The sequence below is a fragment of the Rhizobium sp. BK661 genome (assembly GCF_024808825.1).
GTDB lineage: Bacteria > Pseudomonadota > Alphaproteobacteria > Rhizobiales > Rhizobiaceae > Rhizobium.
Genome location: NZ_JANTYT010000023.1, coordinates 17,862 through 43,378 on the forward strand (window position 1 = coordinate 17,862; position 25,517 = coordinate 43,378).

Here is a 25,517-nt window from a genome sequence, read left to right on the forward strand (position 1 = left end):
CGCACGACTAACGCGGTTGGCCCTTGGCCCCATCAGGCGGAGAAACGACGCGCTCCTCAAACGGTGCCGCGATGGCCGAAGAAATGGAGCGCGCGATTGCTGCCTCTACGTCAAGCATGCTTCGGCCATTCAGGTTGATGTTGTAGTCGCCGGACCATACGACGGCGCGGTCAGCCTGCCGCACGAGCCGGGCGAGTGATCGCAGGTCGTCTCCTTCGCGCTGGAGAGTTCCTTGCAGCAAATACACCGCACTGTCTTCGTTCGCCGCGCCATCTAGCACCGCAACTTTTGTGAACTTGCTGAGGTTGACGATAATGGAATTCCGCAGGCCGTTAAGATCGGGGGCTGAAAGCTTGCTGTCGCTATCGGATCTGAATTGCTCAACATAAATTGTCGACCTGCCACCAACCATCACGGGTTCTTTCAAGGCTGGGTTGTCCCGCTCTGCAAATGACGCAAGCACGACCGCAGCAAGAACGATTAGTCCCGCCACGACCAGAATCCATCGGAGAATTCTGCTTTCCCGTTTTGGCGGCTCGGACGCTTGCACGAGCGATGGCTCGGAAGCGGGTGCGGCAGAATCCACCTGCCGTTCACCTGCGACGTCTTCGATACCGGACACGCTCCCGGAGAACGTCATTGAAGGGGCGTACCCGCCGCGCGGAACCGTTATCAACACCTCGTCCGCCGCGCCCGCCGTAAGATAATATCGTTCGAGCGCGCTGCGGAGTTGGCTTGCTGCATCCTGACGCAAGGGTCGTTCTGTGGATTGAAATTGACCCCCCGTTCAAAAACGGCTTGTGCGATGGTGAAGGCCTTCAGATGGCTCGCTCGTCCCTCCAGTTTTTCGTGGACTATAAACTCCAAGAACCTCCGCCCTCGATCCGGTATGACAAAGTCAGAACTCGATAGGATCCGATCGAGCTGTTTAAGAACCTCAACAGGCGATGGTTCGGCGTGTACGCTTGGAGTGTGAATTCTCATCGGGTCCGCCTTCCGATAAAATACAACTAGAGGCGCAAGGGAACAGGCCACGGTAGCCGCGAAAAAGTGTCCCGAATTAACAATGCTAACCCACCCAAAAGGTTCAGCTAATTCAGCAGCCCCTCATTTGAGGCGGAGATAGAGCATACGGTAAGTTACTTCTTTAAAGGGCATCGCGGCGCTACCCTTGGCAGTGGGGTCGAGGGATTGCTAATGGCTAGCGATCAAGAGGAGATCGAGGGTAGTCGCGGTAACGCGCAATCTGGATTACGACGGTTGATGCTCAAGCTGCCTCAACACCGCGCAAGACTGGCGACATTGGCTGGACCTCTTGACCCGGCGCGTCTGCGCGATCTGTTCGAGATATATGATGAGGCGTGTATTGCGCTCGATGGCTTTAGGCGCAGTTCCGGGAGTGAACTTATTATCGAGGAATACGAGAGTGTCTGCGCCGAACTCGAAGCCGATGTCGTGCGGGAACTCGCATGAAGATACTGACATGCGAAGCGTCGCACCACGAATGGCGAGGCCAGACAAACGAAAGGCTCCAGAGGGATTTCACTTCTCGGAGCCTTACGTTGGATCGCTCGTGGTTCTAGCTTTTCGCTTCCGTCGCTTTCACGCCTTGGCTTGAGCTTGGAACGCTGCGAATGACCTTCAATAATATTGCTACTAAAGAAACCTGAAATCAAGCCAGCATGGCTGACCTATCTGCAGCTAATAGGCGTTGCGCATAATCTGTATTGAGTTGGATCCTCCTTGCTCGCAATCTGTGCGAGATTCGCTATCAATCGAGGGAGGGTCGCGTGGGTCGTGTCTTCCGATCACGCTGGATGAAAGAGGGCTGCGGCTATCAATCGTTGTCGGCTACGCCGGTGCCGCCTTGCATGCTTGGACGGTATGGAACCGCTTTCGGGATGCCTATGATCGCTCCATCAAGAAGGAAGTTACCTATCGGTGCGCCGCCCACCTAAGCGATGCACAGCTTCGGCCTTACATGAACGAGATGGGCAATATCAACGTTCAGAAGCTTTGCCTGACGACCGACGATTCCTACGTCGCGCCCTATGAACTCCAAGCGGTGCGCGATGGCACCATGGACTTCAAGCCCTACGCTCAGGGATGTTGAATTGGCGCCCCGTCCGCCCGTGAAAAGCAACTATGTTATCTTTCCGAGCTGACATCGATCGCCGGTCTCGGCCTAAACCGGGAATAGCTTGCCGTATAGGCGGGCCAGCGGGGTTGACGCCACCGCGCAAAGAGACCCCACGACATCCCTCAGACGAACCATCTGATCTCAGTCTGCCTAGAGCGGGGATGGAACTGCCGGGTGGCCACTTGCTGATTTGATCGAGCGCAATGAAATCTGATCAAAGAAAACTATCCTGTTGCAGCCTCAACGCACCTTGGAGGATACGATGAACGAACCTGGCTGGCAGGATCCGCTGATGGTCACACTTGGAGTATCGATGTTCGCGATCCAATGGTTGCTGCCATCCACGTTCGGTGACCCGATAGCAGGCGACCGATTGGCATGGGCACTCATTCTCACCGGTATTGCAATGTCGCTGATCGCGGTTGGAGGCATCCTTCTTCCGGGCCGGTGGGAGGCCCTGATCGAGTTTGCGCTCGGGATCTGGATGATGGTTCTCCCGTGGGTGGGCGACCCGTACGTCGATCCGGTCGCAGCGACCTGGATCATCGTCATCGCTGGAGCGATCACCACCATAGTATCCGGCGTCTCAGCGTTCTTTCCGGCTCCACCGCGCCGGAAGCAGGAGTAACCCATGAAGTCCATGCGTTGCGAGCAACACAAGCACTTTGGAACTAGGCCGTTCCTAGAGGTGATGAGAGGACGATCGCAAAGCCTAACCGAAAGGCGAATGGTCTGCATATTTTTCCGGACTTCATAGGTGGGTCGTCGGGATGAAGTCAAAATCGACATTCTCGACTCGACCGATGGCAGCGGACCTTGGTTTGGCGACGTCGGTGTCACCTGCGAGAGGAACGAAGACGCCGCCGAAACAAGGAAATCACGCGGGTCTTCGAACGCCGGTCGAAAATCGTTCAGGATGCAGACCATGGATAGCCGGGAAAATGAAGTCACCTAATGACGTCGAATGGCATACGCGTGAGGAACTGGAGGCTAGAGCCGCATGGCGGACCTGAGGGTGCAGGCGCGGTCTCTTAGCGCAATTCATTCCAACGGTCGTGTTTCCGATGACCTGAAGACGATCAGCGATAGTTCGCAAGAAAAGGCGTGTGAGTTGCTCCGGTCGGGCTTTTACGGCATTTCGTCTTCTGAATCTTTGCTCAGGCGCGCGCGATACGGTCCTAACCTGATCAGTCATGAGCAGCGCGCGCCGGTTCTCCGTGAAATCTGGTCGCGCGCAAATAGCCCTCTGAACGCCCTTCTGCTATCACTGTCACTCGTATCCTATTCCCTTGGAGATATCCGCGCCGCGATCGTCATATCGGCGATCGTCATTCTTTCCGTCGGCATGGCCTTCATCCAGGAACACCGCTCCAGCAACGCTGCCGCGAAGCTTCGCGCCATGGTGCGGTCCCTTGCGACCGTTCACCGTCCTGAGGGCGCGATCGACAGAACCGAGGAGATCGCTGTCGAGGATCTCGTTCCAGGTGACGTTATACAACTTTCGGCCGGTGATCTTATTCCTGCCGACGTGCGTCTTCTGACGGCGACCGACCTCTATGTGAACCAATCCGCCTTGACCGGGGAGACAATGCCTGTCGAAAAGCAGGCAATGTGTCGCCCTCATCGAATGGAAAGCCCACTGGATCGAAAAAACCTCTGCTACGTAGGATCAAACGTCGTGAGTGGGTTTGGTCGCGCGCTGGTCATCAAGACAGGTGCCAGCACATTCTTTGGAGCGTTGGCCGAAAAGGTTGTAGCGCAACAGGAGAAAACCGCTTTCGATCGTGGGATCAATCGCTTCACTTGGCTTATGATCGGCGTCACGCTCGTCCTTGCTCCCCTCGTCTTTGTCATCAATTGGGTGACCAAGGGGGACTGGCTTCAAGCCCTGCTCTTTGCGGTCGCTATCTGCGTTGGATTGACACCAGAGATGCTGCCGATGGCGGTGACCATCAATCTCGCCAAAGGTGCTTTGGCCATGGCCAGGTCGCGGGTCATCGTCAAGCGTTTGAACGCCATCCAGAATCTCGGCGCAATGGACGTCCTTTGTACAGACAAGACTGGAACGCTCACGCAAGACAAGATTATCCTGAAGCAGCACGTCGACATGCATGGGAGGGATTCACAGAAGGTCCTGCATTACGCCTATCTCAACAGTTACTTCCAGTCGGGCCTGAAAAATCTCCTCGACATTGCGGTTCTGGAGCATGGCGACGTGCACGACGCTCTTGGAGTAGACGAGCATTTCGAAAAAGTCGGGGAGATACCGTTCGATTTTTCCCGGAGACGCCTGTCGGTTATCGTTGCCGATCGGCAAGACAGGCATGTGCTGATCTGCAAAGGAGCCGTTGAGGAGATATTCAGCGTCTCGACGCACTACGAGGATGCGGGAACGATTGGAACCCTGGATGCGGGACACCTGGAGACAGCAAAGAAAGAAACTGTAGTCTTGAACAAGAGCGGCTTTCGCGTCGTCGCGGTCGCCTACAAGGAAATGCAAGCGATAAAGACGAACTACAGCGTAAAGGACGAATGCGCTATGGTGCTTCTTGGGTATATCTCTTTCCTCGATCCACCGAAGGAGAGTGCGCCAAAGGCCATCGCGGCGCTAAAAGCCAGCGGCGTACAGGTCAAAATCCTCACAGGAGACAATGAGGTCATCACGCGAAAGATCTGCGGTGACGTTGGTATCGAAGTCGAGGATGTTCTTCTTGGTCCCGACCTTGAAAAAATGGACGATCACGCGGCCAGGACCGCGGCGGCTTCAATTCATGTATTTGCAAAGCTGACACCGGCTCAAAAAGAACGCATCGTCAATCTCCTGCAGGCAAGTGGCCGTGTCGTCGGTTTCTTAGGGGATGGAATCAATGATGGACCTGCGCTGAAGCGGGCGGATGTGGGGGTTTCCGTCGATAGCGCCGTCGACATCGCCCGTGAGTCGGCCGACATCATCTTGCTTGAGAAGAGCTTGCTGGTGTTGCGCGACGGCGTACTGGAGGGGCGAAGAGTATTTTCGAACATCACCAAGTACATCAGGATGAGCGCAAGCTCAAACTTCGGTAATATGTTCAGCGTCCTTGGGGCAAGTATTTTTCTGCCATTCATGCCCCTGACGGCAATTCAGGTCCTGACTAACAATCTGCTTTATGACATCTCTCAAACGGCCATACCTACGGACAGGGTGGACGAGGATTATGTATCCTTGCCAAGGCGATGGGACATCACCGGTGTTTTCAGATTCATGATACTGCTCGGACCGGTCAGCTCGATCTTCGACTATCTGACCTTCGCCGTCATGCTGATTTCGTTCGGAGCGTGGACCAATCCGGCACTATTCCAGACGGGGTGGTTCGTAGAATCGTTGCTCACTCAGACCTTGATCATTCATATCATCCGAACCGCGCGCATACCATTCCTTGAGAGCGTTGCCAGTCCAGCCCTTATCGTTACAAGTCTTCTCATAGCAGTGGTGGGTATTGCCTTGCCTTTCACAGGCCTCGGCGCGGCTCTCGGTTTCGTATACCTTCCGCTTCTTTACTGGCCATTGCTCGCAGTTATCCTTCTCCTCTACGCACTCCTTGCCCAATTGGTGAAGGTCTACTTTGTCCGCAGATGGGGCCCTTAAGACAGGAATGATCGTTGAAAACGCAATGACACCGTCGCCGATAACGATAGGCGAGTCCGCCACGGTCTTCGTTGCAGCGAGCCTCATGCTCCCAAATCGGATTAGCGGCCTTCCTATCGTGGACGATGACGGTGTGCTGATCGGTATGATCAGCGGAAGCGACTTCCTGAGGCGCCACGAACTCAAGACCGACCGCAGAAGATCATGGTTGCAGATTTTTCTGACAAGCCCAGGCAAAATGGCCGATGAATACGTTCGCACCCACGGCCGCCTTGTAAAGGAGGTGATGAACCCGCACCTGCTCGTCACAACTCCCACGGCAGCTCTTTCTGACGCTGTGCTCCTAATGGAGCGAAACTGCGTCAAACGGTTGCCAGTTGTTTCGGAGGGCAGACTGGTTGGCATCATTTCGCGATCCGACCTGTTGCGCGCGCTAGCGAGAACGCAAAACCCCTCCGTGCCGTCGGTCGAAGACACGAAGATCCAGGATGCCGTCGAGGCCGAGCTTGCGAAGCAAACCTGGAGCAGAAACGGACTCATCCGCTGTCAGGCGAGAAATGGGATAGCCGAACTTGCCGGTACCATCTTTGACGAACGCGAGAGGCTCGCTGCCAAGGTCGCCGCCGAGAACGTACCAGGCGTGAAATCGACAACAGATCACCTGATCTGGCTCGACCCCACTACGGCGTCGCCCTGCCACCACCGGCAGGCAACGAGGAACGGATTTAATGGTTGCTGTCGAGCGGGGCGCGAGGAGCCACGACTAAAAACGAACCAGGCTCCTCGCAAATGTCTCGGTATCTCATCCCCGCGACAGCGAGACTCTAGCAAAGGCGTGGTAAACAAACTCCTACTGCGCTGAGAAATCGGCGACACGGGCTGGAGCTTGGGAAAATTGCAGGGTCGCTCCGACCAGCAGCTGATTGGGCGAGGCGAGGTCGTCATCTCCACGAAATCAGCGCCCGACACATTCGGATCCGAAGCTGATCCTATGGTTACATTAGCAAAACACGATCTGCGAAATTACAAACGTTTGCTGTAAATGATATCCCAGATTGATCTCCATCAAGGAAGCCTTCGTTCCCTCCCCTAAACTTCCGCAGCTAGTATCGGTGAACCATTCAGGACCTGAGATCGTCTCTCCACGTCGATGCTGGTCCTGCTTTCGAGGCGGATTTTGCGAATGCTCATTGGCTGCAGCATGTTTGAGAGAACAAGGCGCGATAAGGAATTGAGCGATCGGCCTTTCGCGCATGGACTTGCGGCAGTGTTGTCGACCCATGAGCAAGCCGGTCAATCCGGTGTCCTTTTTAAAGCTAGCTACGGGACGCTTTGGATACGCAACCCACGACCCCGACCGTATTCATTGGCTCGAAGTCAAAAAGCTCGACTGCTGCAGCCGGATCGTCTTCCTTCGGAAAGGTGAGACGGTCGCTCGATCAAGAAGAAGAGCGATAAAGAGGGAAGGAGACAGACAATGCTGTCCACTGATCGGGATTCCAAACCGGGCGGCGAGCATTTCGCCGTTCCAACCCAAGGGGAAGTCGAAGGAAAGCTCATGGTGTCAGAATTGGTCGCTGTCGCCTGTCTCCAGGAACTCTTGAGGAAGGAACGTGCGCCAGTCATCGAAAGGGTTCGGCGTCGGATCCTGCGTGATCTGAAGCACCGCTGCCGCACGCTGCAACTCACCGCGGATGACGAAAAGACGACCGGTGACTATGCACTGCAGATTCTGGCTGCAGCTGTGGATGAAGCGAGATCCAGATAGAGTTACGGACAAGCGGGGATCCCCATGAGCAAGGACGTGGGCGTTGCTTTCAATGTCGGTTCATCGAGCGTGAAGATTGGCATGTTCGACATTGGCTCCGGGTGCGCGGAGCGTATTGGTCGCGCGACGTTACTCTTGGGTCAGCATCCACGGCTTAGATACCAGGTAGCCGACGAGGTCGAAGATATCGCACTACCTGCGGCGGAAAGCAGCTTCGGCACCAGGGCAACTTCAACCGTTCTTGATCGATTGTTGAACGGTGATTTTCACATTGGATTTGTCGGCCACCGTGTCGTGCACGGCGGGTTGGCCTTCAAAGGACCTGTGCTTCTGAACGGCAGCGTCATATCGCAAATCCAAAACTTGGCCCCCATGGCACCCCTTCACCAGAAACAGGCGCTGGATCTCATCGACGCTGTCTTTTCCCTATACCCCCGTGTGGTGCAGACAGCCTCGTTCGACACGGCCTTCCATGCCTCTCAATGCAGCCTCGCGAGCCGGTTGGCCATTCCCAACGCTATGCACGAAGCTGGCATACGGCGATACGGATTTCATGGTCTCTCGTATAAATATGTCGCAGGGTTCCTCAAGAAATTTGCGCCTTACGCCGGCGGCGGCAGAGTTGTGTGCGCCCATCTCGGATACGGCGCCAGTCTTTGCGGCATGGTCGATGGGGTCAGTATTGATACCAGCATGGGCTTTTCCGCTCTCGACGGCATCCCGATGGCAACGCGCCCAGGAGCGCTCGATCCAGGCGTGTTGATCCATCTGCTCAGATCGCAATTTCCCGATGCCGACAAACTCGAAGATTTTCTTTATCACCGGTGCGGCCTTCTTGGCGTCTCGGGAATAAGCGGTGATACCCAGGTCCTGCTAGAGGACTTCCGGCCGAGCGCCAGGGAAGCACTTGATCTGTTTTGTTTCAGAATTGCCGGAGAGATCGGTCGGCTTGCCGTATCGATCGGGGGCATTGACGCGCTGGTCTTTACAGGCGGCATCGGCGAACACCAGCCCGAGATCCGCAAAGGCATCGAAAGACACCTGTCATGGATGGGGCTTACGCTGAACGAAGCGGCCAACAGAACAAACGCACCCGTCCTTAACGCCAGGGACAGTGCTGTTGCAGCGTTCGTCGTCCACACAGACGAGGAGCAGGTCATCGCCGACGAAGCACTTGCTGTCATCAATCAACACCGACTTCGTTGAAGGAGTTCGAAATGGGAGACAACATCGCAATGCTCGACCAGGAGCTCGGGCTCATTGACCGCTATTGGCGCGCCGCAAACTATCTTTCGGTCGGTCAGATCTATCTCATGGACAACCCGCTTCTTAACGAACCACTGAGGCCCGAGCAGATCAAGCCACGGCTCCTTGGGCATTGGGGAACGACGCCGGGCCTGAACTTCATTTACGCTCACCTTAACCGCATCATCAAACACCGCGGCGCAGATATCCTTTACATATGCGGCCCGGGTCACGGCGGACCGGGAATGGTCGCAAATACCTATCTGGAAGGGACCTACAGCGAGGTGTATCCGGAGGTAACGGAAGATGCCGACGGCCTACGCAGGCTCTTCAAGCAATTCTCGTTTCCTGGCGGGATTCCGAGCCATGTGGCGCCAGAAACGCCCGGTTCGATCCACGAAGGCGGCGAGCTTGGCTATGCTCTCGTTCATGCTTTTGGGGCCGTCTTTGACAATCCGGGCCTGGTCGTAGCCTGCGTCGTTGGCGACGGAGAAGCCGAAACCGGCCCTCTGGCTGCCGCCTGGCATTCCACCAAGTTTCTCAATCCAGTCCGCGACGGGGCGGTCCTACCGATCCTGCATCTCAACGGTTACAAAATAGCCAATCCGACAGTCCTCGCCCGCACACGCGATGGCGACCTCGAAAGCCTGTTCTGGGGCTATGGCTACCAGCCGATATTTGTCGAGGGACATGACCCGGCAGAGATGCATCGGAAAATGGCAAAGGCCCTCGATGAAGTTTTTGATCTCATCGAAGCCCTCCAAAGGGATGCCCGCTCGGCCAGTGAGTATGAAGGCGTCCCACGATGGCCAATGATCGTCTTACGCAGCCCAAAAGGCTGGACCGGTCCGAAAGAGGTCGATGGCAAGAAGGTGGAGGATTTCTGGAGAGCCCATCAGGTTCCCGTTTCAAACTGCCGCGCCGACGAAGGCCATCGCAAGATCCTCGAAGACTGGATGCGAAGCTATAAGCCAGAGGAATTGTTTGACTCCCGCGGCCGCCTGAAGGAGGAGCTGCGCGAGCTAGCACCCAAAGGCGAAAAGAGAATGGGTGCGATAACATTTGCAAATGGCGGGCGACTGCGAACGGAACTCATCCTCCCGGAAATTGCGCAACACGCAGTCGAGCTCGGCGATCGCGGGTCGAACCTGATGCAGTCGACGGAGGTTCTGGGACGGTATTTGCGTGACGTCCTTCGCCTCAACGCCGCCCACAGCAACTTTCGTATCTTCGGACCTGACGAAACCGAGTCCAATCGTCTCGGGAGCGTTTTTGAGGAAACGGACCGGGTCTGGATGCAAAAGATCGAGGACTACGACGTTCATCTTGGCCGCGATGGAAGGGTCATGGAGGTCCTCAGCGAGCATCTCTGCCAGGGTTGGCTCGAGGGCTACCTTCTCACCGGACGCCACGGATTCTTTTCGTGCTACGAAGCGTTCATCCATATCGTTGACTCGATGTTCAACCAGCATGCAAAATGGCTAAAGGTATCTCGCGAACTGCCGTGGCGAAAACCGATCTCATCACTGAACTACCTTCTTACGTCGCATGTCTGGCGGCAGGACCACAATGGCTTCTCCCACCAGGACCCCGGCTTCGTGGATCTCGTCGCAAACAAGAAATCTGACATCGTTCGAATTTACCTTCCTCCTGACGCCAACACCCTCTTATGGACCGGTGATCACTGCCTTCGCACCTTTAATCGCATCAATGTGATCGTGGCTGGAAAACAACTGCAAGCACAGTACTTGTCGATGGATGAAGCCATCTTGCACTGCGAGGCTGGCCTTGGCGTCTGGGACTGGGCGAGCTTCGAAAACGATACCCTGACCCCTGACGTCGTGATGGCATGCGCCGGCGACGTGCCAACGATGGAAACGCTTGCGGCGGTCATGCTTCTCCATGAAGCGATTCCTGAACTGAAGATCAGGACCGTCAATGTCGTGGACCTTTTGAGCCTGCAAGATCCGGATCAACATCCCCATGGGATGGACCATCAGAGGTTCGATGAAATTTTCACGGCCGACAAGCCCGTCATCTTCGCTTATCACGGCTATCCGAGTCTCATTCATCGCTTGACCTATAGACGGACGAACCACGAGAACATCCATGTGAGAGGCTTTATAGAGGAAGGAACGACGACCACGCCGTTCGATATGGCTGTTATGAACGAAATCGATCGGTATCATTTGGCACTGGAGGCGATCAGACGGATTCCAGGTCTCGCCGTTAAGGTGCCGGACGAGGTGCAGGCGCTGAATGCCAAGCTTGTCGAACATGCTGCTTTCATCAGGCAATACGGCGAGGACATGCCAGAGATTGCTGGCTGGAGATGGCGGCGTGTGGAGCACTGAGGCTATACGCCGCGGTTACCGTCACTGATCTGAACCGTTCAAACTGTATCGCTTTGGTAGAGGTTTCCGCTGCCTTTTCCTGGCTAGAAAAGGCACGGAAGAGGCTGAAACGAAGTCGGCTCAGTACGACTGACAAATGTGACAGTCATCGGATTGTAGATGCCCACAAGTTCGTAGAGTTCGCGGGTGATGTCGTCCGCCTCGCCGGCGCGTATGGCAATCACCCCCTTCCTCGTGGCCAGTCATCGCGGCTAGGATGACGCTCCGCCGTGTTTCGATATGCCGCCGCCTCCCTCCGCCCGACCTCTGTTTGCAGTCGCGGCTGTAGCAACTGGAAGCTCGACGACGGACAAGCCGCCAAGCCGACAGGCAACCTTAGTGTGGTGCAAAGCCGATTCTTGGAAAATGATCACGAGGAGGTTTTTCCCGTCCCAGCTTCAATTCTATGTCTTAGCGTGTGAAGCATCTTCCACTGCCCCACTCGCAGCAAGCCAGATGGTCACTGCCGCTGCCCCTGCGTCAGGACTGCCGACTACGCGCCCACCGATATAGCTGGCCCGCCCAAGCTTTGGCCGCATGTCAATCGTTCGTCGCATGCCCCCCTCTGCCGCCGTCACGGCTCGTTCCCATGCTTCCTTCAGAGGAAGTCCCGCGGCGATTTGCTCCTCGAACGTTGAGGCCGCGGGTTGCAATGCGTCTACCATTGTGCGGTCGCCGGGCCTTGCTCCGCCCAGTTCGGATATCGCCTGGACGGCGGCCGCAAACGCAGCGGCGACATCGCTCGCAGACGGCTCGTCGATCGTAGCCAGATGCCTGGACGCCCGCATCAGTCCGGCAGCGTAGAAGGGACCTGAACTCCCAGCGATTGCTCTTCTGACACGATCGGCGGCTGTAGATAACCCTTTTGAGACGGAAGAGAATGCGCCCTCCGGTAGGTCCAGGATGGCCTCAGCCCCGCGACGCATGCTCGCCCCGAGATCGCCGTCACCCGAAATTCCGTCCAGCGTGGCAAGGTGATCTTCCGCTGCAATCAATGCGCGTGCGGCGGAGGCAAATATCTCCTGCAGACGCCGGCCGGCGGGTGAGACGTTTGCTTGATCTTCCTGCGCCACAATCGGGAGATCGTGCGGACTGGGCACTGCCACCAAGGGCTCCGCGTTCACAAGGCCGCCGCCCGGCCAGGCTTGCGCTTCGACCGGCATATCGAAAAACGGCAAGTCTCGAGATGTCACAGGCATGACCGACAGTGAAAATCCTTGCATATCGAGCGCTGATAGGAACGTGCCAGCCCAGGCCCGTACAACCGTCACCCCACCCTTGGCGAGGCTTCGTAGTGCGCTTCTGGCGAGGATTGCAAGCTCTAGCGGCGGCGTTGAACCGAGCCCGTTCACGAGCAGAACGGCCTCGTCTCCTCTCCGGACCTTGCCGTCAACCAGGATCGTCTTCAAAGTCAGTTCGACCAATTCATCGGCGCTCGCAATCTCCATGCGGAAAACTCCCGGCTCGCCGTGAATGCCGAGCCCAACCTCGACTTCCTTCTCTCCAAGGACAAAACCAGGTTTCCCGACGGAGGGGAGGATGCAGGTTCCGAGCGAGATTCCCATCGAGGAAACCCGCTGTGCTGCATCTCTCGCGATTGCGGCCACAGCCGCAAGGCAATGTCCTTGAGCCGCTGCGGCTCCTGTTATCTTGTGAACGAGAACCGTGCCGGCGAGGCCGCGCCGTCTGTCTGGAGCTACCGTATCGCGCAAAGCGGCATCGTCAGCGACAACAACAATCTCGACCGGAATCCCCTCTGCCCTCGCGATTTCGGCTGCAAGTCCAAAGTTCAGCCTGTCGCCGGTATAGTTCTTGACGATGAGCACAGCACCGGCCGGCCCACTGACGGCCCTGATGGCAGACAGTACGGCGTCGGAACTCGGCGACGTGAAGACGTCACCCGCAACCGCAGCCGTCAACATGGATCGGCCCACGTAACCTGCATGTGCCGGTTCATGTCCGCTTCCACCACCAGAGATCACGGCAACGGGACGAGCCGCTGCGTCTGGCAGGCCGGATTGTATGACGATGTTCTCGTCGGAAAGAAGGGCAGTGCCAGGCGATAGCGCAACGGCACCCTCCAGCGCTTGCCGGACGACCTCTTCCGGGCGATTTATCAGTTTCTTCATCTGCACTCCTGATTGACTCGACTTTTGATTTCCGTGGTGATTGGGACCTGGCTAGTACCTACGGACAGGTTCTGGCAAGAAGACTTGGCAGGGCACTGCGGTGGGCTCGAAGCCGCGCGCGTCCCTGTAACCGGTGCTCGATAATTCGGGCGGCAATAGAAGCCGGCCATGCAAGGCTGAAATAGAGCAATGCCGTAAGCGCGAAGACGTGCAACGGAAGGAAACTCTCAGACATCAGTTCGCGTGACACCAAAGTCAGCTCAGGAACAGATATTAGGGCGCAGATCGAACTGTCCTTCATAAGAGACACGAGATTGATCAACAAAGGTGCTACCGTCTGCCGGATGGCCTGCGGCAATAGAATAAGCCTGAAGGCTGCCAGTGGCGTCAGACCGGCAGCAAGAGCAGCCTCGCGCTGACCAGCGGAAATTGCACAGAAACCGGCACGAAAAACCTCCGCCAGGTAGGCCGCATAGACCGCGGAAAGCCCGAGCGTACCGGCCATGAATGCCGACAAGGTAACGCCCGCTCCCGGAAGAGCGAAATAGAGCAGATAGAGGATCACAAGAATGGGCACGCCGCGAGCAACCGTAATGTAGACGCGCGAGACCAGTTGCGGAACAAGTGCACGCCGCGAGCGCAGGTACTCGATCAACATGGCCAGCATGACAGCCAGACAGAATCCTGACGCGGTTAAAGAGAGGGTCAGGTGAAGTCCGTGAAGGAGACGCGGACCCCAGTCAGCGATGTTGTTGGAAATGATTTCAATGAACATCATCCAATCCCCAGTTTCTGCTCGATCAGGGCGACGGACCGCGCAACGACGCTGGTCAGGATCAAATAGACAGCGGCAGCACCGGCGTAGATCAGTGTCGTCTCGAAGGTTTCGTTGACGAGCTGTCTTGCATTGAAGAGGATCTCGGGCGCGGCGATGGCCGCGACCAGGGACGTATCTTTGACAAGCGAGACCGCGTAGTTTCCGATGGAAGGGAGCGCCAGTCTCAACCCCTGCGGGACCACGATCAGCCGGAATGCAGCGAACGGCGTGAGGCCGATTGACGCCGCTGCCTCGCTTTGCCCGACCGGGACGGATTGAAATCCCGAGCGGAAGATATCGACGCAGATAGCACCGCCGATCATGCCTAATCCGGCGACGCCCGCTGCGATTGAGGACAGCCTGAGCCCGAGCGACGCCAGACCGAAGTAGAGAAGAAAGAGGAAGGTCAGGCTCGGAATGTTGCGCAGGCTCTCGACATAGAAACGGATGGCGATCCGCAGCAGGCTGTTGTCTGACAGAAATTCACTGGTTGCCAGAGCGACGCCGATAATGAGAGCCACGATGAGCGATCCAGCGGTCACCTCGATAGTTACTGCCGCTCCTGAAACGAGTGCTCCTGCAAGCGTGCCAGCAAAAGTGTCATCCATGATCCCGTCCCCCAAGCTGCAGGCTCGCAAGAAACTGCTTCAGGCGGGGCGTTTGCGGGTCATCCAGAACCGTCTTGGCCGGACCTTCCTCAATGATACGGCCGCCATCCATGAAGATGATGCGATCGGCAACCTCGCGCGCAAAGGCAATTTCATGCGTGACGAGCACCATCGCCCGACCTTCTTGCGCGAGTTCCTTTATGACTGTCAGGACCTCCCCGACCAGTTCCGGGTCGAGCGCGGACGTCGGCTCGTCGAAAAGCAGCAACTTCGGCTGCTGGGCAAGCGCGCGGGCGATCGCAACACGCTGCTGCTGTCCGCCAGAGAGCCGATGCGGCATATCATCGGCCTTCTGCGAAAGATGGACCTTTGCGAGCAGTTCGCCAGCAAGCTTGTCCGCCTCTCGATGCTTCAGCCCCCTAACTTTTATCGGCTGCAGTGCCACGTTGGCGCGAACTGACAAATGTGGCCAGAGATGGAAGTGCTGGAAAACCATGCCTATGTCGGCTCGTTGCGGCGCCATCTCACGTTCACTCATCAAACGCCCGTTCCTGCGACGACCGATCAGTGTCCCTTCCAGGCGAATTTCGCCTTCGCTTGGCGGCTCGAGGAAATTGATCGCTCTTAAACAGGTCGATTTGCCCGATCCACTGGGGCCAATCAGCACAACGCGCTCTCCCCGACGCAAATTAAAGGAGATGCTGTTGAGAACCCTCAACGGTCCAAATGACTTTCCGAGGTCTTTAACCTCAAGAAGCACGTCGGCGGCCATCGTGACCTCCTTTTCTGTGAAGAGCGGCCGTTTTACCGGCCGCTGATGTTCAATGGTTACAAACCGGTGGTTTCCAATCGGCAGGTCGGTCGACGCCTGCCCTGAAATTCTCTGCAGACGGTGTGTAGTTTGCCTCGCTGATATTGCCGTAGAGCTTGCCGATCGACTTGATCTGGCACGAGGCCCATAGGCCACGGATCTCCTTGCTCAGTGCCGCCGCCAGGTCTGCATTTTCCTTGGATAGACCGAACACATATTGACGCCCGAGGCCGGTCAGGAGTGGGAAGTCAGGGTTGTTATCGGTGAAGGCCAGGTTGACGAGACCCCAATCAGGGTTCTTCGACAGCGCATAGTCGATGACCGGTGGGTCTCCGACCAGCGCTTCGACACGACCAGCCAGCAGGTCGCGCAGCGCAGCATCAGTGCTGTCGTAAAGCGATAGCTCCAGGCCCGGGATCTTCCTGAGCTCCGGCAGGAAGGAGAATCCCGTCATCGATCCGACCTTGCGGTTTTCCAGATCCTTGAGGCTATGCCACCCAGCGTCCTTCCTGGAGGTGATACCATTCTGGAAATAGCCGGTCGGGTCGCTCATCGACAGGGTTTCGGCCCGTTGCTTTGTCCAGGCGACATTGCCTCCGATGACATCCACACGACCTGTCTGCACCGCCGCAATTGCGCCTGACCACTCCATCGGAACCGGCCTTATTGTCAAACCCAGCTTTTCGGCAGCAATCTGCAGGATGTCGCCGTCATAGCCGGCAAGTTTTCCACCGCGCGCCACCAGCCCCGGCATATCACCAGTGATGGCGACAGAAAGAACGCCCGGTTCGGCAAGGTGATAAGCCGGCTCGGCGGCAAACGCAGAGCTCCATTGAAGGCTTGCCGTCAACGCAAGCGCTCCTCCAAGCAGTTGAACGAAGGAATATCGCACGTCTGTTCCCCTTTCTTTTCCTCTTTCAGGGTTGGCCCGCCGGCGTGAGTGCCGGCTGGAATCGTGTCATGGACAGGCCGGCAATCGAAGTCGGCGAGTGACCATCAAGACAAAGTTCGCTAAGGACTGCGCCCACGGCTGGCCCCAGCTGGAAACCATGACCGGAAAAGCCAAAGGCATGAAAAAGACCGCTCACGTTCGGACTTTCCCCTACAATCGGAAGGCCGTCTGGCATGCGCCCCTCGATGCCGGTCCAGCTGCGGACGAGGAGAACATTGGCAAGCTGAGGCACCATGGCGATCGCCTCGGCAGCAGCTTCCATTGTCACGTCAGCCAGAGGTCGGGCTCGTTGCAAGTCCCGATCGGCAGAGCCGAGACCTGCCCCGAAAATGACGCTGCCATGGGCTGCCTGGCGGATGTAAATACCGCCTCCGCAAATTCCGAGATTCGGTCCGATAAAAGGTGCGATGGGTTCTGTCACGCACATGTTCGGCGCCATGACTCCCTCTTCGACATGATCGTCGAATTGCGCAGCGAATGCCGAACCCCAGGCCCCCGCCGTATTAACGAGGCGCCGCGCCTTGACAGGAACCGGATCGTTTTCGAGATGTAAGACAAATCCTTCCGCACAAGTGGCCGCGGTTCTGACGGCTACACCCTCGCGAATGTGAGCGCCCCAGGCCCGGGCGGCGCGCGCGAAGGCAGGCGCCACAAGACGTGGATTTGCCTGCCCGTCCTCGCCGCAAAACGAACCACCCGGATAGTGCCCGGAAAGATAGGGGAAGCGGCGCTTCAGATCGCTGGCATCGAGGATTGCAGCATAGATGTCGTGCTCGGCAAGCAACCGCTGATGCGCGATCAGCTCCATCATATCCACGTCATTGCGGGCGAGTTTCAAATGGCCGGTCACCGCGAACTCACAGCTGGTGCCAACCAGTTGCTTCAGATTACCCCAGATGGCGCGGCTGCGCCTCGACAGTGGGAGCTCCGCCGGATGGCGTCCTTGTTGACGCACGCCACCATAGTTCACGCCGCTAGCCTGGGCGCCGCACCGCCCTCGCTCCAGCAGGACCACGGATGCGCCTTTCAAAGCCGCGTGCAGTGCCGTGGAGCACCCCGCAAGGCCGCCCCCGATAATGGCGAGGTCATAGAGACTGGTCATGACAGTCCCTTTGCAAGCTCGCAAAGTGGAACCGGCTTGATCGGAGCCTGAGCGCGGATGCGACCAACAGACTCGATCGGGACGCCACCGGTTGCCGCAATAAGCTCAGCCGTGGCTTGTCCGCAGATACGGCCCTGGCACCTGCCCATGCCCACGCGACAAAACGCCTTTATCCGATTGATCTCGGTCTCGCCTGACGCAAGCACTGCCTGCCGGATTGTGCCGGCCGTCAACTCTTCGCAACGGCATACCGTAACCTCGTCGGGAATTTCCGAAGCCTTCGCGTGCGGATACGCAAAGACCTTGTCCAGTGCCCTCCTGAATCGCGCCGATCTCTCCACAAGTCGACGATCGCGGCGCAAACGCGCGTGGGCACCATATCCAGCGTCGACGAGCAATGCAGAGGCAGCAATTCTTCCTGTTAACTCCGCAAGCCCGCTGCCTCGAACTGACATCCCATCGCCGGCAAGATAGACGTTCGATATCGTCGAGCGCCCGTCGAGATCTGCGCGTGGCAGCCATTGCCGTTGTCCCGTGTCGAAATCGAATTCAGCGCCGAGCAGATCCGCGATTTGAGACTCGGCTTTTAAACCATGCCCGATCGCTAGCGCATCGCAGGCCAGGATCCTCTCGCGCCGGCGGTGCCTGAAAACCAATGCGGCGACTTTTTCATCAGCGCCACAGATCACTTCGATGGGTTCGGCGCCCTGATGAATGGCAACGCCTCGTGCCCGCAGTGCAGCCATGTAGTAGAGACCTCTGACGAAGATGGCCTTGCCGCTCGCCAGTGCTGGAACATGGCGCCAGGCACGATGCGGTCTGCCCGTCTCGAGAACGGCAACTACGCACGCGCCTGCCAAGGCATATTGGTAGGCGACGAGATAAAGTAACGGACCAGTACCCGCAAACAGGACGCGGCGGCCAACGAGGGAAGCATCTGCCTTTAGGGCGACCTGAGCGCCGCCGAGACTGTAAACTCCGGGAGCAGTCCAGCCCTTAACCGGAAACAGGCGATCCATCGCCCCCGATGCGATGACGAGGCTCGACCATGGTTGCACGGAAGCCCTGCCGGCATTGACGACGTGGAGCATCCCAACGGCCGCGCCCCAGATCTGGGTGTTCGGCCGGTAGTCAATGTCGCTCCTCAATGACGCGACTGCGTTGAAATTTGCGAGAGCTCTTGCGGTATCGAACCCATAGAGCTGCCTTGTCGGTCGCATCAGCTCCGGTTGCGGTTGCCGAAAGACCTGCCCGCCAAATTCAGGTGCCTCATCAATGAGGACTGGTTTCACACCGGCCTCAACGAGTACGCCAGCTGCCGCAATGCCCGCGGGACCGGCGCCTATGATCACGATCGGCGCAGTCATGGCAGGTCCTCCCGTGTTGTCATCAGCTGCATTCCCTCCTCGACGCGGGTCGTACAGGCCCGCAATCGACGACCGTCCGCCTGCCAGATCCAGCAGTCCTGGCAGGCGCCCATCATGCAGAAACCGCCGCGCCTTTCTTTCGAGAACTCGGAGTTGCGCACGTAGCCAATCTCGGAGCGGAGAGCGGTCAGGACGCTCTCGCCCCGCCTTGCTGATACCGGGCGCCTGTCAACGGTGATGTTGACTGGCGCAGCCACGGCTACGACCAGCCGTGGCGGCCCGGAATCCTGCTTTCTGGCCATTTCGAACCTCACTTCCGCATTTGTTGTTGACAGGCTATGCATCCACATTATGGATGTCAACGCGTGTAACTATCCACTTTCAACTTGTTCTTACTGGGGATGTTCGAAACTTGAGTACTACCTTGAAGAGTATTGGAGCTTTTGGGGATTCCTACGCCCTGATGGCGTTGGCAAATTCCTGCAGAGCGGCAACGAATGTGCCCGAACCTGCTCTTGACGCCGCCCGCAGAACCCTCCTGGACACCTTGGGTGTTTCGGCAGCGGGTTCCGCGACTGCCGGCGGCAATGCCTCCCATGCTGCCGCCCCGACCATCTGGGGCAGCGGAGGCTCTTCCGTCTGGTTTTCCGCGACGAAACTGCCGCCAGCGGGAGCGGCGTTCGTGAATGCGACCTATGCTGCTGCCCTGGATCTCGATGATGGTCATCGAGGGGCATCCGGACATCCGGCGGCTGCAATTATCCCGGCCGTCCTTGCGGTCGGCCAAACGACAAATGCCAGTCCGGCACAGCTGTTGACTGCCATCGTGCTCGGCTACGAGGTCGCCGTCAGGGCCTCGGCCGCGCGTGACATCGCAAGCCTGCGCACGACCGACAGCGGGCTATGGTGTGGTCTTGGCGTCGCAGCGGCTGCAGGGTGGCTAGCCGGCCATTCCACGCCAGTCATTGCGCATGCGATGGCGATCGCCGGGCAGACGTCGACATCTCAGGCCGCGACCGGCTGGACACAGCTTGGCCACACCGTCAAGGAAGGGATCCCCTGGGCTACGGCAAATGGTCTCCAGGCCCTTGCTCTGGCGGCTAGCGGCCACAGAGGACCATTGGATCTTCTCGACGATCCTGTTGCTTACGATCGTGCCGCGCTCATTGAAAACTTTGGACGCGACTGGGCGATCGAGCAGGCCTATTTCAAGATCTACAGCTGCTGTCGGTGGGCTCATGCCGCAATTGATGGTGCGCTCATCCTCAAGAGTCTGATGCAGGTCTGCGACAGTGAGATTGAAAGCATCGTCGTCGAAACCTTCGATCGGGCGTTGACACTTCCCAACCAGAGCGAACCGCAATCGAGCGAGGCCGCGCAATACAGCATCCCCTTTTGCGTTGCTCTTGCCTTGATCCATGGTCCCGAGGCACTGCTGCCGCTCAAGGACGATCACCTCAAGGATCGGTCCGTGACCAATCTTGCTGGGCGAATTCGATTGACGAGCGCAGATGACTATATCGGCGTCTTTCCCGCCGCCACGCCAGCACGTGTCACCATGATCGCCAACGGCCGCCGCCACAAGACAGTCGAGATTTGTTTGCCCAAGGGTGAACCTAAAAATCCGCTATCGGATGCAGATCTGAAGCGAAAGTTTGAAAGGCTCGCTTCCATGGGGGCTCTGACCGCGGACGTCGCGCAAGAGATCTTCGATGTTGTGAACCGTCTCCGCTTTCATGACGCGACCGATCTTTTCGCCGCGCTTGGACCGCGCGAGAGCAGCAAACTGGACGCGCTACGGACGTCGGTGGTCGGCGACTGACGCGGAACGGACAAACGAATCTACATCTGCGACCGAGCGGCTCGAACAGGCTGCACAACAGCCTGACTGTTGCACAGCTCCGTTCTGCTCGGGCATGGTTGCCCGGCCGATCGGAGTTTGGAGCGAAACGGAAGCGCTGGCAAATCTTTCGGGTCATCCGGTCTGCATAAGAACTTACTTGGAAGTCGGGCCGGCGCGGCCTTGCGACCAACAACGCTTTCTGCCATTCATCGAAGGACATGACGCGGAAAAAGCAATCCAAAAATGGGCGCACGGCCAGACCAAAATCGCTCTTGAAACAGCTGGCAGCCGTCCCGGAGAAGCTCTTCACGGGAAAGTTTAGGCAGCAATTCGCGGCCATATGCTTTCGATACAAGGCCGATCGGCAAACGATCGAGATTCTGATGGTCACATCCCGCGACAGTGGACGCTGGATCATCCCCAAGGGTTGGCCGATAGAAGGCAAGGAGCCTTACAAGACGGCTGCAATCGAGGCATTTGAAGAAGCTGGTGTGCGTGGGAAAGTCAGGAAGAAACCGATCGGCAGATACACCTACCTGAAGCTGCTGGGAGATGGCGACGTTGTGCCTTGTATCGTCGATGTCTTTCAAATCGAGATCAAAGAGTCGCACGGAAACTTCAAGGAGCGTGGCGAGCGAACGATTGTCTGGGTAAGTCCGGACGAGGCAGCTCGACGCGTTCGCGAGGTAGAGTTGAAGTCACTGCTAGTGGAATTCAAGCCGCAACGGCGTCGACCCACGCCCAAGTGACGAGCGAACGAGCGAGCTGCCGCCGATTTGAGCCCAGGCTCGCCTGGCTTTCGATCAGCCAGCATCATAAGGAGCGGCGAGCGCCTTCTGGTGTAAGGAGACGGCCCATCGCGCAACTCCGGCAAGAGTCGTCTCTTTGAATCCAACTTCAGAAATCCTCCTCAGGCGCGGCCATGCCGTTTACATTGTCGTCGCGATGTATATGGAATCGCACCAAAGAAAATGCGGAAACGACATGGCCAAGGAAGAGATCGCGGGAACCGGCACGCAATTACTCGATCGAGCGGTCGCAATCCTGAAATATCTGGGAGAAGTTGGGCAGAGCGGCGCCTCGATGGCGAGGATCGTCGAGGCTATGGAACTCAAGCAGCCGACTGTCCATCGCATTGTGACCGCGCTCGAACGGCACGGATTGGTTGATCGCGAACGTCAGACCAAGAGATATAGGTTGGGGCTGGCCCTCTTTGCCATGGGCGCTGCAGCAGCTGACGGAACCGGGCTGCGGCAGCTCGCCCGCCCGGCGCTGATGCGTCTTGCTGCAACGACCGGCGATTCCGTGTTCCTCATGGCGCGCGCGGGCTTTAACACCGTGTGCGTCGACAGACAGCAGGGTACATATGTGATCGACAGCCTCACCGGCCATATAGGCGGACAAATCCCGATGGGGATCGGGCCGGCGAGCCAGGCGATCCTGGCCTTTCTGCCACAGGCCGAAGCAGACGTCATCCTCGACCAGAATGCTGCGCTCTATAAACAGTATGGTACGTTCACAGCCCGCAAGATCAAGGACGCGATTAAGAAGATAAGGACCGACGGCTATGCGCTCGATAACGGCGAACTGGTCGCCGGCATATCGTCTATCGCGGTTCCTGTCTTGCCGCCCGGTAGAGACGCGATCGCCTCGCTCGCCATCAACCTGACGAGCCCACGACTAACCGAGGGCCGCCTGCCAGAGCTCGTTGCGTTGCTGACGACTGAGGTGCGAAAGATCGAGGCGCAGCTCAACCCGCTGGCGGAGTAAGCCGTGCAAGGCCAGGGCGGGACTGGATCTGTTATCCAGCGCTAGGCCAAGTTCTCGAAGCCGGCATCGAGGGCCACCTCCTTCAGGCCAAGAGATGAAAGAATGAGGCTCGGGCGGGAGCCGTGCTTCTGGCAGAGCTGTTCAAAGGCTGCCCTGTCGAAGCCATGTCGGGACCTGAAATAGTGATGGTGAATTCCGCTCAGCACCAGAGCGGACGAGATATTTGCCTGATTGGCGCCAGTTATATCCGTTGCGAGGCTGTCTCCGATCGCAAGCACCCGATTGGGCGGCAGCTGTAGCATTCCCAGCGCCTTTTGATAGGTCGGCAAAGCCGGCTTCCCAAACCGATAAACTCTACCTCCGAAAGACTCATACTCCGCCGCCACCACTCCAGCGCAGGCAACCTCCCGGTCGCCGATCAATACGCTCAGATCCGGATTTGCGCAGATGAGCGGCAAGTTGCGCGCTGCCGCCTCTTTCAATGCCGCAAAGCCCGCAGTTTGCCCCGATGTCCCCGTAGCGAGAACAAAGTCCGCATCCGATACATCTGCCACTCTCGCGAAAGCCAGACCGGTCAGAAGCCCTGATAGCTCGTCGGGTCCAATGTGGAAGAACCTCGACCCCAAGGTTGGCATGAAGGAAGGTTCCCGCTCCGATAAAGATTCGAATACGAGCTCACCCGAGGTAATCAATGCGTCGTAATATCCCACGTCGATTTTCATCGACTGAAGCCGAGTTGCCACCTGCTGTGTCCGTCGCGGTGAATTCGACAGCAGGCAGATCCTTTTGTTAATCGATCTAAGGTGGCGAAGCACGTCAAGCGCCGGCGGAAATGAGCGGACGCCGTCATGGAGGACACCGAAGAGATCGATGATAAAACCTTCAAAGCTCTCCGCAATGTTCCGGAATGTCGGCTGGTCGCCGTTAAAATTCCGCATCATCTTTCCCTTTCACCGAATGGCACTGCGTGGTGTGGCGAGGTGGGCAACGACCGCGCAAAGCACAAGGCTTCCGCCGCAGGCAGTTTGCCAGGACGGACGCATGCCATATGCAAGCCAGACGGATATGATCGAAAGCGGCATTTCAGCCAGGGAAAGCAACGCTGTCTCTGCTGGCGGGAGCTGGCGTGCGCCTTTGGCATAGAAGACCAGGCCAAGCGTCATCTGAAACAAAGCAAACGCCGCAAGAAGACAGGCCTCGCGACCTGTCACGGCAAGGTGATCGCCAATGGATGCTGCCACCACCATCGAAATGGCGTTGGAGAGCGCTACCATCCCCAGAACCGTTGGCGTCTTCGACATCCTAAAGGCAATGGTCATTACTGCCATGCAGCTTGTCATTGCCAGCGCCAGTGCGTCTCCCAAAATGCGCAAGCCTGACGACACCGAACCTGAGAAGATGAATATGGCACCCGCGGCAGCAAGAACGCCGAACGCCGTCGTTCGGCTCGATGCGGTTTCATTCGAGACCACAACAGCAATCATGGTTGTCAACAATGGAAGAGACGCATGAATGACCGCGACATTGGCTACCGATGTGAGGCGCAGAGCAGCGATGAAAAACAGTGTTGCCAATGCTGACATTGTGCTTGCCAGCAACGCATGGCTGTCAAAGCCAATCAAAGCGCGGAGATCACGTTGATGGACGAGAAGCAAAACGGTAAAAATTAGGGCAAAGGCGCTGCGCCAGAAGACAACCGCTAAAAGCGGCGCCTTCAAAAGACCCATGAACAATCCCGCCGTGCTGAACATGGCGGCTGATACCAAGACGAAGAGCGAAGCAAGGTGACGAGGTTTCAAGTCTGCTCTCCCGCGCTATTTGTGCGATAACGGCGCTGGCTGGACTGACCGAGCCTTGTAAGCAATTCCTGCGGTATCGTTGCTGCAGGGCCAGCTAACTTTTCCACCGGCTGACTTGTGCTTATGAGTTCCACCCAGAGACCCGGTCGCCTGAGTGCGGCAGGAATATCCGTCACGTCGATGGCAGCGTATTCCATTGACACCCTGCCAACCACGGGTGCGCGATAGGAGCCAACCTCGACCGACATCCGGTTGGCAAGCGACCATGGGAAGCCATGCGCATAACCTGCAGCAATGACTGCGATCCAGGTCGGACGCGACGTGCGAAACGTCGCCATGTAACCGACTGTTGCTCCAGCCTGAAACAAACGCGTATCAACAATCCGGGCGCGTAGCCTTATGACGGGCAGGAAGGGATCGGTCTTGAAGTCGGCATTGCCGATCCCGAAAATGGCCGAACCGATACGCACCTGATCAAAACGATAGGCCGCGCCGAGCAACAATCCGGAGGATGCTGCAAGACTGCGCCGTACATTTCCAAGCAGGCCGGCAATCCCGATGAACCGGTCTCGCTGCAGAGCGTTCAGCGGATGTCGTGGATCATCTGCGCAGGCAAGGTGGCTCATCACCAGGACTGGGGAGCGTTGATTCAGATGGATGAAGCGGCAGACATCAGACTGGTTCAGCCCCAACCTCGAGAACCCCGTTTCGAGATTCATCGCATATGAGTAGCCCATAGATGTGATCGCTCTGGCCTCACCAAGCGTATTGCAGACCGGAACAAGGCGATCGTGCCGGTATTGTGCTTTGCGTCGCGCGCGATATCCCGAGAGCACGAAAATATCGGCATCCGGAAGCCGACGTCTGATCCGCACTGCTTCGTCCACATCGGCTGCAAAAAAGCTCTTGCATCCGGCGCTTGCAAGGGACGAGACAACGGGGTCGACCCCCAACCCGTAGGCGTCGCTCTTGACCACCGCGCTCACATCGACCTTCTCGCCAACCAGACGCTTCACTGCCTGGAAGTTATGTTCGATAGCCTGGAGATCGACGAGAAGTCGGGGCTTTGATGCGTTCGACATGCGGCGCTCGCATTAGCTGTGTCATTATGCGTTCCAATTTTCGGTTGCAGTTTAGATCAAGCTAAT

The 25,517-nt window shown here is 57.6% G+C and carries 23 protein-coding genes; 11 read left to right on the top strand and 12 right to left on the bottom strand.

Annotated elements, in window-relative coordinates:
* Positions 1 to 7: 7 nt before the first annotated feature.
* Positions 8 to 493, bottom strand: a complete 486-nt coding sequence (locus tag FHX16_RS27225) for a hypothetical protein (protein WP_246712830.1) — start codon at positions 491 to 493, stop codon at positions 8 to 10.
* 704 nt (positions 494 to 1,197) lie between these two features.
* Here FHX16_RS27225 and FHX16_RS27230 point away from each other — a divergent pair.
* The 8 genes from FHX16_RS27230 to FHX16_RS27265 all read left to right on the top strand — a co-directional run bounded on the left by FHX16_RS27230 (position 1,198) and on the right by FHX16_RS27265 (position 11,132).
* Entirely contained in the window at positions 1,198 to 1,473 is a 276-nt protein-coding gene (locus FHX16_RS27230) for a nodulation protein (protein WP_259131398.1), read from the top strand.
* A 394-nt stretch (positions 1,474 to 1,867) separates the two neighbouring features.
* Complete coding sequence (locus tag FHX16_RS27235; protein WP_183864923.1) at positions 1,868 to 2,113, top strand: hypothetical protein; 246 nt, start codon at positions 1,868 to 1,870, stop codon at positions 2,111 to 2,113.
* A gap of 289 nt (positions 2,114 to 2,402) precedes the next feature.
* A complete protein-coding gene (locus tag FHX16_RS27240) occupies positions 2,403 to 2,768 on the top strand; it encodes a hypothetical protein (RefSeq protein ID WP_183864924.1) in 366 nt (121 codons plus the stop codon).
* Positions 2,769 to 3,140: 372 nt separating this feature from the next.
* Positions 3,141 to 5,765 (top strand): magnesium-translocating P-type ATPase, encoded by a 2,625-nt coding sequence (gene mgtA / locus FHX16_RS27245; RefSeq protein WP_259131401.1) that lies wholly within the window; start codon positions 3,141 to 3,143, stop codon positions 5,763 to 5,765.
* Between the two features lie 7 nt (positions 5,766 to 5,772).
* Entirely contained in the window at positions 5,773 to 6,627 is an 855-nt protein-coding gene (locus FHX16_RS27250; RefSeq protein ID WP_310503157.1) for a CBS domain-containing protein, read from the top strand.
* A 615-nt stretch (positions 6,628 to 7,242) separates the two neighbouring features.
* Complete coding sequence (locus FHX16_RS27255; RefSeq protein WP_183864927.1) at positions 7,243 to 7,533, top strand: hypothetical protein; 291 nt, start codon at positions 7,243 to 7,245, stop codon at positions 7,531 to 7,533.
* Between the two features lie 24 nt (positions 7,534 to 7,557).
* On the top strand, positions 7,558 to 8,739 hold the full coding sequence (locus FHX16_RS27260) for an acetate/propionate family kinase (protein ID WP_183864928.1): 1,182 nt from the start codon (positions 7,558 to 7,560) through the stop codon (positions 8,737 to 8,739).
* Positions 8,740 to 8,750: 11 nt separating this feature from the next.
* Positions 8,751 to 11,132 (top strand): phosphoketolase, encoded by a 2,382-nt coding sequence (locus FHX16_RS27265; protein WP_183864929.1) that lies wholly within the window; start codon positions 8,751 to 8,753, stop codon positions 11,130 to 11,132.
* 443 nt (positions 11,133 to 11,575) lie between these two features.
* On the opposite strand, the gene FHX16_RS27270 is transcribed toward FHX16_RS27265, so the two are convergent.
* From FHX16_RS27270 to FHX16_RS27305, 8 genes are read right to left on the bottom strand one after another with little or no spacing between them, the layout of a single operon-like run.
* Complete coding sequence (locus FHX16_RS27270) at positions 11,576 to 13,300, bottom strand: dihydroxyacetone kinase family protein (RefSeq protein ID WP_259131403.1); 1,725 nt, start codon at positions 13,298 to 13,300, stop codon at positions 11,576 to 11,578.
* A 58-nt stretch (positions 13,301 to 13,358) separates the two neighbouring features.
* Positions 13,359 to 14,078, bottom strand: a complete 720-nt coding sequence (locus tag FHX16_RS27275; protein ID WP_183759211.1) for an amino acid ABC transporter permease — start codon at positions 14,076 to 14,078, stop codon at positions 13,359 to 13,361.
* Entirely contained in the window at positions 14,075 to 14,725 is a 651-nt protein-coding gene (locus tag FHX16_RS27280) for an amino acid ABC transporter permease (protein ID WP_183759210.1), read from the bottom strand. The genes FHX16_RS27275 and FHX16_RS27280 overlap by 4 nt, the downstream gene beginning before the upstream one ends.
* The gene (locus FHX16_RS27285) at positions 14,718 to 15,497 is read right to left on the bottom strand and encodes an amino acid ABC transporter ATP-binding protein (protein ID WP_259131406.1); all 780 of its coding nucleotides are present in this window, start codon (positions 15,495 to 15,497) and stop codon (positions 14,718 to 14,720) included. The genes FHX16_RS27280 and FHX16_RS27285 overlap by 8 nt, the downstream gene beginning before the upstream one ends.
* A 49-nt stretch (positions 15,498 to 15,546) precedes the next feature.
* The gene (locus FHX16_RS27290; protein WP_259131408.1) at positions 15,547 to 16,428 is read right to left on the bottom strand and encodes an ABC transporter substrate-binding protein; all 882 of its coding nucleotides are present in this window, start codon (positions 16,426 to 16,428) and stop codon (positions 15,547 to 15,549) included.
* Between the two features lie 25 nt (positions 16,429 to 16,453).
* Positions 16,454 to 17,590, bottom strand: a complete 1,137-nt coding sequence (locus tag FHX16_RS27295) for an FAD-binding oxidoreductase (protein WP_259131410.1) — start codon at positions 17,588 to 17,590, stop codon at positions 16,454 to 16,456.
* Complete coding sequence (locus FHX16_RS27300) at positions 17,587 to 18,957, bottom strand: NAD(P)/FAD-dependent oxidoreductase (protein WP_183759207.1); 1,371 nt, start codon at positions 18,955 to 18,957, stop codon at positions 17,587 to 17,589. Before FHX16_RS27300 ends, FHX16_RS27295 begins: the two co-directional genes overlap by 4 nt.
* Complete coding sequence (locus FHX16_RS27305; protein ID WP_183759206.1) at positions 18,954 to 19,259, bottom strand: (2Fe-2S)-binding protein; 306 nt, start codon at positions 19,257 to 19,259, stop codon at positions 18,954 to 18,956. The genes FHX16_RS27300 and FHX16_RS27305 overlap by 4 nt, the downstream gene beginning before the upstream one ends.
* Before the next feature lie 197 nt (positions 19,260 to 19,456).
* Here FHX16_RS27305 and FHX16_RS27310 point away from each other — a divergent pair, with 197 nt between their 5' ends.
* The 3 genes from FHX16_RS27310 to FHX16_RS27320 all read left to right on the top strand — a co-directional run bounded on the left by FHX16_RS27310 (position 19,457) and on the right by FHX16_RS27320 (position 22,570).
* Positions 19,457 to 20,779: an MmgE/PrpD family protein gene (locus tag FHX16_RS27310; RefSeq protein ID WP_259131413.1), complete on the top strand. Its 1,323-nt coding sequence runs from the start codon at positions 19,457 to 19,459 to the stop codon at positions 20,777 to 20,779.
* Positions 20,780 to 21,018: 239 nt separating this feature from the next.
* Positions 21,019 to 21,549, top strand: coding sequence for an NUDIX hydrolase (locus FHX16_RS27315; RefSeq protein WP_259131416.1), 531 nt, complete (start codon positions 21,019 to 21,021; stop codon positions 21,547 to 21,549).
* 235 nt (positions 21,550 to 21,784) lie between these two features.
* A complete protein-coding gene (locus FHX16_RS27320; RefSeq protein WP_183864937.1) occupies positions 21,785 to 22,570 on the top strand; it encodes an IclR family transcriptional regulator in 786 nt (261 codons plus the stop codon).
* A gap of 41 nt (positions 22,571 to 22,611) precedes the next feature.
* Here FHX16_RS27320 and FHX16_RS27325 read toward each other — a convergent pair whose 3' ends face one another.
* From FHX16_RS27325 to alr, 3 genes are read right to left on the bottom strand one after another with little or no spacing between them, the layout of a single operon-like run.
* The gene (locus FHX16_RS27325) at positions 22,612 to 23,511 is read right to left on the bottom strand and encodes a TIGR01459 family HAD-type hydrolase (protein ID WP_183864938.1); all 900 of its coding nucleotides are present in this window, start codon (positions 23,509 to 23,511) and stop codon (positions 22,612 to 22,614) included.
* 9 nt (positions 23,512 to 23,520) lie between these two features.
* Positions 23,521 to 24,369 (bottom strand): DMT family transporter, encoded by an 849-nt coding sequence (locus FHX16_RS27330; protein ID WP_183864939.1) that lies wholly within the window; start codon positions 24,367 to 24,369, stop codon positions 23,521 to 23,523.
* On the bottom strand, positions 24,366 to 25,451 hold the full coding sequence (alr, locus tag FHX16_RS27335; protein WP_259131420.1) for an alanine racemase: 1,086 nt from the start codon (positions 25,449 to 25,451) through the stop codon (positions 24,366 to 24,368). Before alr ends, FHX16_RS27330 begins: the two co-directional genes overlap by 4 nt.
* Between the last annotated feature and the right edge of the window lie 66 nt (positions 25,452 to 25,517).

Excerpts from the sequence above, each read along its gene's own strand:
- FHX16_RS27230 (WP_259131398.1), top strand. The coding sequence starts at position 1,198 with ATGGCTAGCGATCAAGAGGAGATCGAGGGTAGTCGCGGTAACGCGCAA.
- FHX16_RS27240 (WP_183864924.1), top strand. The coding sequence starts at position 2,403 with ATGAACGAACCTGGCTGGCAGGATCCGCTGATGGTCACACTTGGAGTA.
- mgtA (WP_259131401.1), top strand. The coding sequence starts at position 3,141 with ATGGCGGACCTGAGGGTGCAGGCGCGGTCTCTTAGCGCAATTCATTCC.
- FHX16_RS27250 (WP_310503157.1), top strand. The coding sequence starts at position 5,773 with ATGATCGTTGAAAACGCAATGACACCGTCGCCGATAACGATAGGCGAG.
- FHX16_RS27255 (WP_183864927.1), top strand. The coding sequence starts at position 7,243 with ATGCTGTCCACTGATCGGGATTCCAAACCGGGCGGCGAGCATTTCGCC.
- FHX16_RS27260 (WP_183864928.1), top strand. The coding sequence starts at position 7,558 with ATGAGCAAGGACGTGGGCGTTGCTTTCAATGTCGGTTCATCGAGCGTG.
- FHX16_RS27265 (WP_183864929.1), top strand. The coding sequence starts at position 8,751 with ATGGGAGACAACATCGCAATGCTCGACCAGGAGCTCGGGCTCATTGAC.
- FHX16_RS27270 (WP_259131403.1), bottom strand. The coding sequence starts at position 13,300 with ATGAAGAAACTGATAAATCGCCCGGAAGAGGTCGTCCGGCAAGCGCTG.
- FHX16_RS27275 (WP_183759211.1), bottom strand. The coding sequence starts at position 14,078 with ATGATGTTCATTGAAATCATTTCCAACAACATCGCTGACTGGGGTCCG.
- FHX16_RS27280 (WP_183759210.1), bottom strand. The coding sequence starts at position 14,725 with ATGGATGACACTTTTGCTGGCACGCTTGCAGGAGCACTCGTTTCAGGA.
- FHX16_RS27285 (WP_259131406.1), bottom strand. The coding sequence starts at position 15,497 with ATGGCCGCCGACGTGCTTCTTGAGGTTAAAGACCTCGGAAAGTCATTT.
- FHX16_RS27295 (WP_259131410.1), bottom strand. The coding sequence starts at position 17,590 with ATGACCAGTCTCTATGACCTCGCCATTATCGGGGGCGGCCTTGCGGGG.
- FHX16_RS27300 (WP_183759207.1), bottom strand. The coding sequence starts at position 18,957 with ATGACTGCGCCGATCGTGATCATAGGCGCCGGTCCCGCGGGCATTGCG.
- FHX16_RS27305 (WP_183759206.1), bottom strand. The coding sequence starts at position 19,259 with ATGGCCAGAAAGCAGGATTCCGGGCCGCCACGGCTGGTCGTAGCCGTG.
- FHX16_RS27315 (WP_259131416.1), top strand. The coding sequence starts at position 21,019 with ATGACGCGGAAAAAGCAATCCAAAAATGGGCGCACGGCCAGACCAAAA.
- FHX16_RS27320 (WP_183864937.1), top strand. The coding sequence starts at position 21,785 with ATGGCCAAGGAAGAGATCGCGGGAACCGGCACGCAATTACTCGATCGA.
- FHX16_RS27325 (WP_183864938.1), bottom strand. The coding sequence starts at position 23,511 with ATGATGCGGAATTTTAACGGCGACCAGCCGACATTCCGGAACATTGCG.
- alr (WP_259131420.1), bottom strand. The coding sequence starts at position 25,451 with ATGTCGAACGCATCAAAGCCCCGACTTCTCGTCGATCTCCAGGCTATC.